General features: G+C 31.2%; 12 protein-coding genes and 1 riboswitch. Of the genes, 10 read left to right on the top strand and 2 right to left on the bottom strand.

Annotation, left to right across the window (positions count from 1 at the left end; all coding sequences use genetic code 11):
- Positions 1–218, top strand: a 218-nt coding sequence (locus tag ACI3VO_RS12700) for a hypothetical protein (RefSeq protein WP_439758270.1), incomplete at its 5' end; no start/stop codon positions are given.
- Between the two features lie 72 nt (positions 219–290).
- Here ACI3VO_RS12700 and ACI3VO_RS12695 read toward each other — a convergent pair.
- Entirely contained in the window at positions 291–968 is a 678-nt protein-coding gene (locus ACI3VO_RS12695) for a hypothetical protein (protein ID WP_439758269.1), read from the bottom strand.
- Positions 969–1,210: 242 nt separating this feature from the next.
- Here ACI3VO_RS12695 and ACI3VO_RS12690 point away from each other — a divergent pair, with 242 nt between their 5' ends.
- The 9 genes from ACI3VO_RS12690 to ACI3VO_RS12650 all read left to right on the top strand — a co-directional run bounded on the left by ACI3VO_RS12690 (position 1,211) and on the right by ACI3VO_RS12650 (position 12,455).
- Complete coding sequence (locus ACI3VO_RS12690) at positions 1,211–1,594, top strand: ArsR/SmtB family transcription factor (RefSeq protein ID WP_439758268.1); 384 nt, start codon at positions 1,211–1,213, stop codon at positions 1,592–1,594.
- Positions 1,595–1,614: 20 nt separating this feature from the next.
- Complete coding sequence (locus ACI3VO_RS12685; protein ID WP_439758267.1) at positions 1,615–4,794, top strand: heavy metal translocating P-type ATPase; 3,180 nt, start codon at positions 1,615–1,617, stop codon at positions 4,792–4,794.
- A 12-nt stretch (positions 4,795–4,806) separates the two neighbouring features.
- Entirely contained in the window at positions 4,807–5,841 is a 1,035-nt protein-coding gene (locus ACI3VO_RS12680; protein WP_439758266.1) for a M14 family metallopeptidase, read from the top strand.
- A 160-nt stretch (positions 5,842–6,001) separates the two neighbouring features.
- Positions 6,002–6,179, top strand: a riboswitch (cobalamin riboswitch).
- Between the two features lie 122 nt (positions 6,180–6,301).
- A complete protein-coding gene (locus ACI3VO_RS12675) occupies positions 6,302–7,219 on the top strand; it encodes a LysR family transcriptional regulator (protein ID WP_439758265.1) in 918 nt (305 codons plus the stop codon).
- A 53-nt stretch (positions 7,220–7,272) separates the two neighbouring features.
- A complete protein-coding gene (gene nikB / locus ACI3VO_RS12670; RefSeq protein ID WP_439758264.1) occupies positions 7,273–8,211 on the top strand; it encodes a nickel ABC transporter permease in 939 nt (312 codons plus the stop codon).
- Between the two features lie 3 nt (positions 8,212–8,214).
- Positions 8,215–9,063: a nickel transporter permease gene (nikC, locus tag ACI3VO_RS12665; protein ID WP_439758263.1), complete on the top strand. Its 849-nt coding sequence runs from the start codon at positions 8,215–8,217 to the stop codon at positions 9,061–9,063.
- A gap of 36 nt (positions 9,064–9,099) precedes the next feature.
- Positions 9,100–10,683, top strand: coding sequence for an ABC transporter substrate-binding protein (locus ACI3VO_RS12660; RefSeq protein WP_439758262.1), 1,584 nt, complete (start codon positions 9,100–9,102; stop codon positions 10,681–10,683).
- A 28-nt stretch (positions 10,684–10,711) separates the two neighbouring features.
- Complete coding sequence (locus ACI3VO_RS12655) at positions 10,712–11,497, top strand: ABC transporter ATP-binding protein (RefSeq protein WP_439758261.1); 786 nt, start codon at positions 10,712–10,714, stop codon at positions 11,495–11,497.
- Positions 11,490–12,455 (top strand): ABC transporter ATP-binding protein, encoded by a 966-nt coding sequence (locus tag ACI3VO_RS12650; RefSeq protein WP_439758260.1) that lies wholly within the window; start codon positions 11,490–11,492, stop codon positions 12,453–12,455. The genes ACI3VO_RS12655 and ACI3VO_RS12650 overlap by 8 nt, the downstream gene beginning before the upstream one ends.
- A 70-nt stretch (positions 12,456–12,525) precedes the next feature.
- On the opposite strand, the gene trhA is transcribed toward ACI3VO_RS12650, so the two are convergent.
- Complete coding sequence (gene trhA, locus ACI3VO_RS12645; RefSeq protein WP_320925456.1) at positions 12,526–13,173, bottom strand: PAQR family membrane homeostasis protein TrhA; 648 nt, start codon at positions 13,171–13,173, stop codon at positions 12,526–12,528.
- Positions 13,174–13,223 lie beyond the last annotated feature (50 nt).

Raw genomic sequence — 13,223 nt, 5'->3', positions numbered from 1 at the left:
TGGAAGCAGATGCTGAGTTCGAAGTTGGAGATTATATATTCGTTCCAAATATAAGAAAAGCATTAGATGGAGATATGAAGGACATAAAAGCTTATGTTATAGGAGATGAAATAAAAGAATTAAGCCTATACATAGCTGATATGACAAACGACGAAAAAGAAATAGTTAAAGCTGGATGCTTAATCAACTACAACAGAAACCGCAAAGCTAATAAATAGATATTAGATTAATATTTAATATAATAAAAGGGAGCCACTTTAAAGCAGTGAGCTCCCTTTCCTTATGAAAAATTACATTTCTTCTTCATCAAATTCTTCCATATTTATATTAGACATATCAGGTCCCATATTTACAAAAGGATAGTTTGGATACATCATGTTAGGAAATACCTCTGGATACATATTAGGGAACATATTTGCAGGGTACATAGGCTTTGTCATAGGAACGTATCCCATATAAGGCATAGGTTGAGGTATATAAGACATTTGGTTATAAGGTATATTCATGTTTTGGAAATTTTGGTTTGGCATACCTTCAGGATTTGGCTTTTGTTGATTTTGATTTGAAAAACCTTGGTTTATCATATTAGGTGGTAAACCTTGGTGTTGAGTATTTGGAAGTATCATATTAGGTATATTTTGTGTGTTGTTAGACATGTTTGAAGGTGGATAGTATGGTATATAAGGTATATTAAAATCCTCTTCAGGCGGAATATTAGTGTACTCTTCGTTTTGATTTTTTACATAACTTTGTTCGGGTGTAGTATTATTTTGGCTTTCATTAAATTGAGAGTAATCGATGTATCCGTTGTTAAACTGAGAATAATCGATATATCCTTGATTGTTATTATATTGATATCCCTGCATATTTGAAGAATAATAAGGATTTAAATAAACCATAGGATCTATATAAGGCTGAGGATATATATAATTAGAGTTTACATTTTCTTTTCTATTGTTATTATTCATGTAAATTCTCCTTTCCTTTTAAATGAAGCAATTAAAAATTTTTCTAATAATATATATATTAAATTAATGAAAAATATATGTTTAAAGTAATTATTTATAAATCAAAAAATAAATCATAACAAAATGGAATTAAAATCTAATAAAAAAATTTAAAAAATATGTTGCTAAAAAGCAATAAAGGAACTATTATTATAATATATGAACAGTTATTCATATGTTTGTTTAATATGGAGGGAATTATTATGAAATACGATATAAATGATGAAAATATAGTTGAATGTGAATGTAAGCACGATCATGAAGACATCGTGCAAAAAATAAAAGGTGATATGCCAGGAGAAGAAATGCTTTTAGATTTAGCTGAATTATTTAAGGTATTTGGAGATCCAACTAGAATAAAAATTATATTTATTTTATTCAAAGAAGAAATGTGTGTTTGTGATATAGCTAATGCATTGGGTATGACTCAATCTGCTATATCGCATCAGCTTAGAGTACTAAAACAGGCGAGACTTGTTAAATTTAGAAAAGTGGGTAAGACAGTATTTTATTCATTAGACGATGAACATATAAGTCAAATATTTGCTTGTGGATTACACCATATAGAGGAAATGTATAAACATTAAGAGAAGAAAGGGGAATAACAATGAGTACAGCAGCTTTAGTTAAAAAAGAATTGTTTGTTGAAGGTACATTGACTAAAGACATAGCAGAGATGATAGAACTTTTGGCTGTCAATGTTCCAGGAATAGAATCATGTGCAGTAAATACTGGAGAAAAGATATTAACTGTATCTCTTGACTCATCAAAAGAAGAAGGCGCTATTGTTGAAGAATTGTCTTCATTGATAAAGACTATGGATTCTTCATTAAAGATAAGTACTTTTAGAAAAACGAGTGAGGATAAACCAAGCTTTAATAGTCAAGATAAGAGAGTGGATATAATATTAGGTGGATTAGACTGTGCCCATTGTGCTGAAGTGATAAATCAAAAGGTTTCTGATTTAGATGCAGTGCAAAGTTCAAATTTAAATTTCGTAAATAAAAAATTAAGCTTTGAATTAAAGGATGTTTCAAATAGAGCCAAAACTATAGAAACAGTAATTAATATAATAGATACAACAGAACCAGGACTTGATATTCAAGTAATGGAGAGCAAAAAATCTAAAAAAACACAGGACAAAAGAGTCGATATGATATTAGGTGGATTAGACTGTGCACACTGTGCTGAAGTAATCAACCAAAAGGTAGAGGCGTTAGATGAAGTAGAAATATCAAATTTAAACTTTGTAAATAAAAAATTAAGCTTTGAATTAAAAGATGGAGCTAGCAGAAGTTTAACTATACAAAAGGCAATAGACATAATAAATACTACAGAACCAGGGCTTGATATTCAAGTTATCGAAAAATCTTCTAGCAAAGGCAACAATAAAAAAGTAGACATGACTCTAGGTGGATTAGATTGCGCACATTGTGCAGAAGTAATCAACCAAAAGGTAGAAGCATTAGATGAAGTAGAAATATCAAATTTAAACTTTGTAAATAAGAAATTAAGCTTCGAATTAAAAGATGGAGTTAGTAGAAACATAGTTATAAATAAAGTATTAGATATAATAAATACAACAGAGCCAGGGCTTGACATACAAGTACACGACAACAGAAAGAGTAATTCTAGACAGCTACAATTAAAATTAGAAAACTTAAAATGTATGCAATGCGCCAACCAAATAGAATTTGAAACAAAACAATCAAGAGGTGTAAAAGATGCTACTCTAGATTTCGGAAATTGCATGCTAGATGTAGAATTAGATGGAAGTGTATCTAGAAGAGAAGTAGTAGAAGAGGTTGCAAAAATAGTTAAAAACCTTGAACACTGCATAAATATACAAGTAAAAGGTGTTTCAAAATCTCAAAACAAAGAATTAAACAAAGCAGTTGAAAAGAAGTTCGACAAAGATAAGATAGATAAATTGAGATTAATAGTAGGTATAATCGTATATGCCGTAACATTTGCTCAAGAGATGATAGGTGGTCATGGTGAAGGAAGCATCATAAGTACAGTATTATTCATAGCAGTTTATTTAATAGTTGGAGGAGATGTATTATTAAAGGCTGCTAAAAATATTAAAAACGGTAAGGTATTCGATGAAAACTTCTTAATGACAGTTGCTACAGTTGGGGCAATATTAATAGGAGAAACATCAGAAGCAGTTGGTGTTATGGTATTTTACAAATTAGGTGTATTTTTACAAGGATTAGCAGTTGGTAAATCAAGAAAATCAATTTCAGCCTTAATGGAAATAAGACCTGATATAGCTAATTTAAAAATTGGAAATGATATAGAGGTTGTAGATCCAGAAGAAGTAGAAATTGGAGATATAATAGTAGTTAAACCAGGTGAGAGAGTTCCTCTTGACGGTATAGTAATAGAAGGCTCTTCTATGGTAGATACATCAGCACTTACTGGTGAATCAGTGCTTAGAAGTGTAAATGTAGAGGATGAAGTTCTTTCAGGTTTTATAAACAAAAATGCATTGTTAACTATCGAGGTAACTAAGGACTTTGGAGAATCAGCAGTTTCAAAGGTATTAGACTTAGTTGAAAATGCAAGTAGTAAAAAAGCAAAAACTGAAAACTTCATAAGCGTGTTCTCTAAATACTACACTCCAATAGTTGTAGGATTGGCAGTTATAATATCTGTGATACCTCCAATGGTAATAGATATTTCAAGCAAAGCAGTTTGGTACGATTGGGTATTGAGAGGATTGACATTCTTAGTTGTTTCTTGTCCTTGTGCATTAGTTTTATCAATACCACTTACTTTCTTTAGTGGAATTGGTTTCGCATCTAAAAACGGTGTGTTAATAAAGGGAAGTAACTACTTAGAAGCATTGAGATATGTAGACACTGTAGTATTTGATAAAACAGGAACACTTACAAAAGGCGTATTCGATGTAACAAAAGTAAACGCAGTAAATGTTTCAGAAGATGAGCTTATGGAATATGCAGCATATGCAGAGGCAAACTCAAACCATCCAATAGCTAAATCAATAGTTGCAGCATACAACAAGGACTTAGATTTAGGTAGAATTGGAGAGTATGAAGAAATAGCAGCACATGGTATAAAGGTAAACTACAATGGAAAAATAGTTTTAGCTGGTAACGAAAAATTAATGAAGGCTAATAATATAGAATATGTAAAAGTTACAGAAGTAGGTACAGTTGTATATGTAGCAGTTGAGGACAAATTTGCTGGATATATAGTAATATCAGACGAAATCAAAGAAGACAGTAAACAAGCAATAGCAAAATTAAAGGAAATAGGAATCAAACAAACAGTTATGCTTACTGGAGACAACAAAAAAGTTGCAGATTCAGTAGCAGAAGAATTAAAATTAGATAAAGTATATTCAAACCTACTACCAGATGAAAAAGTAGAAAAAATAGAAGAAATCTACCAAGGTAGAACAGAAAAACAAAAAGTTGCTTTTGTTGGAGATGGTATAAACGATGCTCCAGTTTTAGCTAGAGCAGATGTAGGTATAGCGATGGGTGGACTTGGATCAGACGCAGCTATAGAGGCAGCTGATGTAGTTATAATGAACGACGAACCAAGTCAAATAGCAAAAGCTATAGCAATATCTAAAAAGACTAATAAAATAGTATGGCAAAACATAATATTTGCATTAGGTGTAAAAATCATAGTTTTAATAGCAACTGCTGGTGGAGTATCTAACATGTGGGAAGCAGTATTTGCAGATGTTGGAGTTGCTTTAATAGCAGTACTTAATGCCATGAGAGCGATGAGAATGACAGACAATAAATAGGAGCGAATATATATGAATAAAAAAGTATTAAAAGTTGGAAATTTAGTTGCAAATCCAGGAGAAAAAATACAAGGAAATGTAAGCCTAAAGGTAAATGATAGCTATGATGTAAAAATTCCAATTACATTAATTAATGGAGCTCAAGAAGGTAAAACTGTGGCTATAACAGCAGCTGTACACGGCGGAGAATATACAGGTGTATTCGGGCTAATTAAATTAACTAGAGAAATAGAGCCAAAGGACTTAAAAGGACAATTAATCTTAGTACACATTACAAATGTATCTGCATTTGAGGCGAAAATGCAGTATATAGGACCGATAGATGGAAAAAATCTAAATAGATGCTTCCCAGGCGATAAAAATGGAACCCACACAGAACAATTAGCTTATTTTATTTCAGAGGAAGTGTACGGTCAAAGTGACTTTTTCCTAGATTTGCATAGTGGAGATATACATGAGGATTTAATGCCTTTTACTTTATATCATAGAGATGCAACAGAAGAAGTAAGAATGCAATCTAGAAAAATAGGTGAATTAATGAACTTAGGTCCAGTTATAGGCTCTGGTTCAGATTGTGGTAGTATAAATGGTATGGCCATGAAATATAATATACCAGGAGTTTTAGCTGAATTAGGCTGTAGAGGTGAATGTAATGTAGATCAAGCTATTTTATATAAAGATAGAATATTAAATGTTTTATATTATTATGGATTATTAGATGGAGAGGCTTATGAACCTAAGGAAACAGAAGTAGAATATGTTCATTGTATGTATTGCTTAGATTCAGATAAAGATGGGTTATGGTATCCATCTTATAGTGCGGGAGATCCTGTTGAAGAAGGTCAAATTGTCGGGTATATTACAGATTATTTTGGAAATATTTTAAAAGAATATCATTCACCTGTAACAGGAAAAATACTTTATAATACAACATCTTTAGCGATAAGAAATGGAGATCCATTAGTTTCTTTTATAAGTAATATAAATACATGCGAATGCTGTGCTAATAATCATATATCAGAACAACACAATATGGAAATGCTTTAATAGATTTGAAATAAAAAATGCAATTTATAATAAAGAAATTTATTTTAATTGCATTTTTTTATTGCAAAAAAGTATTTACAAGGTATAACAAAATGGAATTATCTAGACTAAAAAAATTGTCACTTTTTGATAAATTGTATGTTATATTATTCATATAATAAAAAAAGGTAGTTATAAAAGTTCTATTTGTATAGATTAATAGGGAAATTGGTGAAAATCCAATGCGATCCCGTCACTGTGATAAAGGGTTGATTTTTATACCACTGGATATTTTATCTGGGAAGGAAAAATTGACAATGCTTTTTAGCCAGGATACCTGCTTTTATAATATTGAGAACTATTCTACGGTGCATAGGTGTGTTCTAAAAAGGTCTTTTTATAGAGTAGTTATGCACACTTTTATAAGGTGTGTTTTTTAATTTTAGTAGATAGTAAATAAAATAATAATGGGGATAGTTTTATGGATGTTAAGCAATTACAATATTTCGTAGTTAGTGTTGATATGGGAAGCTTTCATGCAGCAGCAGAGGCTTTAATTACAACGCAACCAAATGTGAGCAAGATAGTCAAATCTTTAGAAGAAGAATTAGATATGGTTTTATTAAATCGTAATAGAAATGGTGTTACTATTACTCCTCAAGGGGAGAGTATATATATGTACGCTATAGAAGTATTAAAAAATATAAATATTATAAATGAATTTAAAAAAGGTCAAGGTCTTGAAATGTTGTCTATATCTAGTGTCCCTAGTGACACCTTGTCTTTTCACTTGTCTAAATTTTATAATGATGAGTCAAAGAAGAATATTCAAATAGATTTTTTTGAAACTAATGTAGAAGAGATTCTCAAGAGAGTACATTCAAGAAAGTCAGAGTTAGGCTTTGTATATATATCAAAAAGAAGTATGTCTGCCTTTAAACAAACTATCAAATCAAAGGGATTAGAATATCACGAATTAGCAAAGACACCGTTGTATTTATTTGTGGGTCCAAATAGCCCATTGTACACAAGAGAGTCAGTAGATAAAGCTACTATAAAAGATATTAAATTAGTTCAATATCAGGAGAAGCAGTATTCTCTATATAGTCAATTAGGTCATATAAAGGAAGATTTTCTTTATAATAGAGATAATATTTCTGTATCTTATACAAATAGCGATTGTTTTCTAATTCAATTATTGAAAAATACAAGCTGTGGATTTATAGGAAGTAGCTTTATAAATAATCAGTATCAGGAATATGGAATAAAAGCAATTCCTATTTTATCATATGAAAAAAGTATTTCCTTTGGCTATATACATAGAAGAAGAGATAGTTTATCAAATCTAGCTAAATCACTTATTTTATATTTTGATAATTTAGAGATGGATGGTAAGTAGTAAAAGCTATAAATATAAATCATATTGAAGGAAAATTTTAAGGAGGAGGCATTTTGAATAAAAAACAAATATTAAATAGAATAGTTCAAATGGCAGTTGTATTGGTTGGAATAAGCTTTATAACCTTTGCATTAGTATATATGGCACCAGGAGATCCTGTCAGAGTGATGTATTCTTCTGGTGGTGTAATGCCAAGTGAAGAAGTAATCAACCAAACTAGAGAGGCCATGGGGTTAAATAAACCATTTTTAGTACAATATTTTAATTGGTTGACTTCATGTCTTCATGGAGATTTTGGAACGTCGTATTCATCAGGGAAGCCTGTCATAGGAATCTTGCTGGAAAGATTAGTTCCAACATTGAAATTAGCATTATTATCTTTGATTATAATGTTAGTGATATCAATTCCGAGTGGAATAATTGCAGCTGTTAAACAGAATAAAATAGCTGATTATACTATAAGAGGGATAACTTTCTTAGGAGTTTCTATACCAAACTTTTGGGTTGGTTTGATACTTTTATATGTTGTAGCGTTGAAGCTAAAGCTTTTACCTGTAGTAGCTGTGGGTGGAGGCTTTAAATCAATGATTTTGCCTGCTTTAACATTGGCATTTGCAATGGCGGCCAAATATACAAGACAAGTTCGTACAGCAGTTTTAGAAGAGTTAAACAAGGATTATGTAATTGGAGCTAAGGCAAGAGGATTGAGCAATGGAAAGATACTTTTAAGACATGTATTTCCAAATTCTTTATTACCTTTGATAACATTATTGGGATTGTCATTAGGTTCATTATTAGGTGGGACAGCAGTTGTAGAAGTTATATTTTCATATCCTGGACTTGGTAATTTAGCAGTTTCAGCAATTACAGCTTATGATTATCCAGTAATTCAAGCTTATGTGCTTTGGATAGCACTTATTTATATGGTTATAAATCTAATAGTGGATATTTCATATACTTTAGTAGATCCAAAGGTTAGAGAGAGGGGGTAAGTGATGAAAGATATTACAGAATTTATAAAAAAACACAAATTATTTTCAGCACTTATCATACTAGCAATAGTTATTGTACTTGTAGCAATATTTGCACCATATATAGTGCCATATAATCCATATAAGGGAGATTTGAAAAATGCATTTCAACCACCAAATGGAGAACATTTATTTGGGACAGATAAATTGGGAAGGGATGTTTTATCTCGTGTGATTTACGGGACAAGAGTATCTTTAAGTGCATCTTTGATATTAGTACTATTGATATTTTTAATCGGTACAGTTGCAGGTATTTTAGCTGGATATTTTGGCGGAATAGTTAACACTGTCATCATGAGAATTTCTGATATGATGATTTCGTTTCCTGGTATGGTTTTAGCTATTGCGATGGCAGGTATTATGGGTGCTAGTATTAAAAATGCAGTTATTGCTATTATGATTGTAAGCTGGACAAAGTACGCTAGACTGGCTCGTAGCTTAGTTTTGAAAATATGTGAAGAGGATTATATTTATGCAGCTAGAGTTACTGGTTGCAAAACTATACATATTATAACTAGATATCTTTTGCCAAATATATTACCGACATTAGTGATTACAGCAACAACTGATATTGGGACAATGATATTAGAGCTTGCAGGACTTTCCTTCTTGGGGTTTGGAGCACAAGCACCTGCTGCAGAATGGGGACTTATGTTAAATGAAGGACGTGCATATTTATTAAATTGTCCTTGGTTGATGATATTTCCTGGTTTAGCGATTTGTATAGTAGTTATAATATTCAATCTTATAGGAGACAATTTAAGAGATATTTTAGATGTAAGACAAGAAGCTAGCGAAAGCAAGGCTAGTTAAAAATAAAGATTTAAAGTAAGACAGGGGGAAATTTTAATGAAAGTTTTTAAAAGAATAAAAAAAGCATTAGTGGCAACATTGATTGCAGCGATGACGTTAGGAGCAGTTGTAGGATGTTCAAATGGAGGTTCTTCTGGAGGAGACTCTACAACATTGAATTTTGGATGTACAAATTTCTCTGATTCACTAGATCCATCATCAATAGTAAATGCAGCTTGGTGTGTAAGTAGATATGGAATAGGTGAATGTCTATACAAATTCAATGAACAAATGGAAGCAGAAGCATATTTATCTGATAAATATGAAGTAAATGACGACCATACTGAATGGAAATTCCACATAAGAGATGGAGTAAAATTTTCAAATGGAAAGGATTTAACAGCATCAGCAGTAGTTAAATCTATAGAATATACATATAAGCAAGAGGAAGATGGTAAAGGTAGTGCTCAGCCTTCTCAATATATGAAGTATGATTCTATAAAAGCTGATGATGAAACAGGTACTGTTACAATAGTTACTAGTCAGCCTTATGCTGATTTATGTGCTGTTTTAGCAAGTCCATTATATGTAATAATAGATGTTGATGCGGATACAGATATAGCAGACCAACCAATAGGTACTGGTCCATATGTAGTAGTTAAGAAAAATGAAGGTACTTCACTAGAAATGGAAGCAAACAAAGAATACTGGAATGGTGAAGTTCCTTATGAAAAATTAAATATAATATTTATAGGAGACAATACTACTAAATACATGGCACTTGAAAATGGAGATGTCGATGTTGTTGAAAATGCAACTAATGCAGCTGATTTAAAAAATATAAAAGAATCAGATAAATACAATGTATCAGAAACAGTTGGTGGTAGATGTGGTTTCGCATATATGAATCAAAATGGTGTTCTTGGAAACGATGATTTAAGAAAAGCAGTTCTTATGTCAATTGATGATGAAACTTTATGTAATACTACAATAGGTGGAGTATATACTCCAGGATATTCTGTTTTACCATCAAGTCTAGATTATGGATATGATAATTTAAAGGATGCAACTCCATATGATGTAGACCAAGCTAAGAAAATATTAGATGAAGCTGGTATAAAAGATACAGATGGAGATGGATATAGAGAATTAGACGGTAAAAATGTTGAATTATCATTCTTAACATATGATAGTAGAAGTTTAAAGGAATTTACAGAAGCAACTGCAGCTAATATAGAAGAAATCGGAATAAAGGTTAACATACAAGAAACTGATGCAGATACTGAATGGAATAAGCTTGTAAACGGCGAATACGACTTATTATCTAATAACTGGTTAACAGTTCCTGTTGGTGATCCAATTGGTTACTTAGAAAACTGGTACAGTAAATCAAAGGCTAATTATTGCGGATATGAAAACAAAGAATACGATAAACTATATGAAGAATTATTAACAGAAATGGATAACGATAAACGTAAAGACACCATAGAAAAAATGCAACAAATATTAATAGATGATGCAGCTGTTTTAATTCATGGATATTTCAACAGTAACATGTGTAGTACAAAGGATGTTCAAGGTGCAGATGTTTACACAGCAGATTACTATTGGATAACTACTAATATAAAACCAGCTGAATAATTTTAAACTGGAGGTGATGATAGATCTTATGTTAAAAATCGATAATATAACAGTTCAATATGGAAATAATAGTCCCACAATAGAAGGCTTTAATTTAGAGGTTGGACAAGGTGAAATAGTAGCTATAGTAGGAGAAAGTGGAAGTGGGAAAACTACAGTCATAAGATCAGTATTGGGTTTACTTCCAGGTCAAGGTAAGGTTACAAAGGGAGATATCATCTTTGAAGATGATTCTCTCTTGAATTATACTGAAAAACAATGGAATGAAATTAGAGGAACTAAGATATCTATGATATTCCAAGATTGTGGTTCGATGATAAATCCTAATAGAAGAATAGGTAGTCAATTTATAGAATATATTTTAGTGCATAAAAAAATGTCTAAGGATGAAGCTAAGAAAAAAGCTATAGAAATGTTGGACAAGATGAGATTGCCACAAGCGGAACAGTTAATGAAAAAATATCCATTTCAACTAAGTGGTGGTCAACGTCAAAGAGTTGGAATAGCTATGGCTATGACTTTTCAACCTAAGCTTTTAATTGCTGATGAACCTACAAGTGCACTTGATGTAACAACTCAATCACAAATTGTAAGAGAAATGATAGACCTTAGAGACAAATATAATACATCTATTATGGTAGTAACACATAATCTTGCTGTAGCAGCATATATGGCAGATAAAATAATTGTAATGAAGGACGGAGTGGTTGTCGATAGAGGAACTAGAGAAGATATTCTTAAAAATCCAAATAGCGATTATACTAAGAGATTATTAGCATCTGTTCCAAAATGGAAGGAGGAGCAGTATGCGTAAGACAGAAAATACTATATTAGAAGTTAAAGATGTAGTTAAAAAGTTTCCAATTGGAAAAAATGGAGAGATGACAGCCTGCAACCATGTATCACTTTGTTTCGAAAAGGGTAAGACACTTGGGATCATAGGAGAAAGTGGATGTGGAAAAAGTACACTTATGAAGGTTATAATGCAGCTTGAACAGCCTACATCTGGTGAAGTTTTATATAAAGGTAAGGATATTACAAAATTAAAGGGCGAAGAATTAAGACAACATAGAAGAGATATTCAAATGGTTTTTCAAGACCCTACAACAGCCTTTAATCCTAAGATGAAGGTTAAGGATATTATTTGTGAGCCGCTTTTAAATTTTGGATTAATCAAAAAGAGCCAAAAAGAAGAAGTAGCTAAGAAATATCTTGAAATGGTTGAGCTTCCAGCAGAATTTATGGATAGATATCAACATAATATGAGTGGTGGACAACGTCAACGTATAGGAATTGCGAGGGCATTAGTTCTAAATCCAGAAATTATGATATTGGATGAATCTACTTCTGCACTAGATGTTTCTATACAAAAAAATATTATAGAATTGATTAAAAAAATACAACAGGACAGAAATCTTACTATAGGATTTGTATGTCATGATATAGTTTTAGTAAGTGAGATGAGTCATACAGTTGCTGTTATGTATTTAGGAAATATAGTTGAAGTTATACCAAGTCATAAATTAAGTAGCTTGGCTATGCATCCATATACAAAGACTTTGATGAGTGCTGTATTTAGTTTAAATATGGATTTTTCTAAAAAAATAGATGTAGCTGATAATGATATTTCTAATAAAATAGATAATGTAAATGCATGTCCATTTAGAGATAGATGTGAGCATGCAATGGAGATTTGTAGCAAAGAAAATCCTAATCTAAAGGAAGTATCTAAGGATCATTATGTAGCTTGTCATTTAAATCTTAATGCTTAAATAAATAGGAGGTCGTAATAGACCTCCATTATTTATGTGTATATTTTATAGTTACAATGAAGTTTTATATTTAAATTACATATAGAAGAACACATAGATATTGACATAGGCTTCCTAATAATATAAATATGTGGAATATTTCGTGGAATTCTAATTTCTTTAATTTAAGAAATTTAGGTTTAGCTCCGTATATAACAGCACCTATTGTATAAAAAACACCGCCTCCAACTAATAATCCAAGTCCTATGCTAGATAGAGATTTATACAATGGAACAATTAAAAATATTGCACACCATCCCATAATTACATATATAATGGTAGAAATCCATCTAGGACTTTTAAACCAAATCAGCTTAAATGAAATTCCTAGAATGGCTATAAGTACTTCTATTCCAAATAAAACCCATCCTTTTACTCCATTTAATGATATTAAGCAAAATGGTGCATAGGAACCTGCTATTAAGATAAAAATCATAGAATGATCTAATCTTCTTAAAAATTTAATAGTTTCTTCCTTTGCGATAACTAAGTGATATGTAGCTGATGCGGAATACAATAGTATTAACGATATTCCAAATATAATCACGGCAGTTAGCGCAAGAGGAGATGGATTTTCTAATGTGGTTTTTATTACTAATATTAATAAACCTGCAAATGATAAAATTGCTCCGAATAAATGGGTAAAACCATTTATCGGCTCTCTAATATATCTACCCATATTCAAGACCTCCTAATAGAAATAGTATTGTTAACTATATTATATAATAT

This window comes from Intestinibacter sp. (assembly GCF_051866655.1).
GTDB lineage: Bacteria > Bacillota > Clostridia > Peptostreptococcales > Peptostreptococcaceae > Intestinibacter.
The sequence above is the reverse complement of the archived record's forward strand: the minus strand, read 5'-3'. Positions and strand labels throughout refer to the sequence as shown.

Coding starts and splice junctions, on each gene's coding strand:
- ACI3VO_RS12660 (WP_439758262.1), top strand. CDS start 9,100: ATGAAAGTTTTTAAAAGAATAAAAAAAGCATTAGTGGCAACATTGATT.
- ACI3VO_RS12655 (WP_439758261.1), top strand. CDS start 10,712: ATGTTAAAAATCGATAATATAACAGTTCAATATGGAAATAATAGTCCC.
- ACI3VO_RS12695 (WP_439758269.1), bottom strand. CDS start 968: ATGAATAATAACAATAGAAAAGAAAATGTAAACTCTAATTATATATAT.
- nikC (WP_439758263.1), top strand. CDS start 8,215: ATGAAAGATATTACAGAATTTATAAAAAAACACAAATTATTTTCAGCA.
- trhA (WP_320925456.1), bottom strand. CDS start 13,173: ATGGGTAGATATATTAGAGAGCCGATAAATGGTTTTACCCATTTATTC.
- ACI3VO_RS12650 (WP_439758260.1), top strand. CDS start 11,490: ATGCGTAAGACAGAAAATACTATATTAGAAGTTAAAGATGTAGTTAAA.
- ACI3VO_RS12690 (WP_439758268.1), top strand. CDS start 1,211: ATGAAATACGATATAAATGATGAAAATATAGTTGAATGTGAATGTAAG.
- ACI3VO_RS12675 (WP_439758265.1), top strand. CDS start 6,302: ATGGATGTTAAGCAATTACAATATTTCGTAGTTAGTGTTGATATGGGA.
- ACI3VO_RS12680 (WP_439758266.1), top strand. CDS start 4,807: ATGAATAAAAAAGTATTAAAAGTTGGAAATTTAGTTGCAAATCCAGGA.
- ACI3VO_RS12685 (WP_439758267.1), top strand. CDS start 1,615: ATGAGTACAGCAGCTTTAGTTAAAAAAGAATTGTTTGTTGAAGGTACA.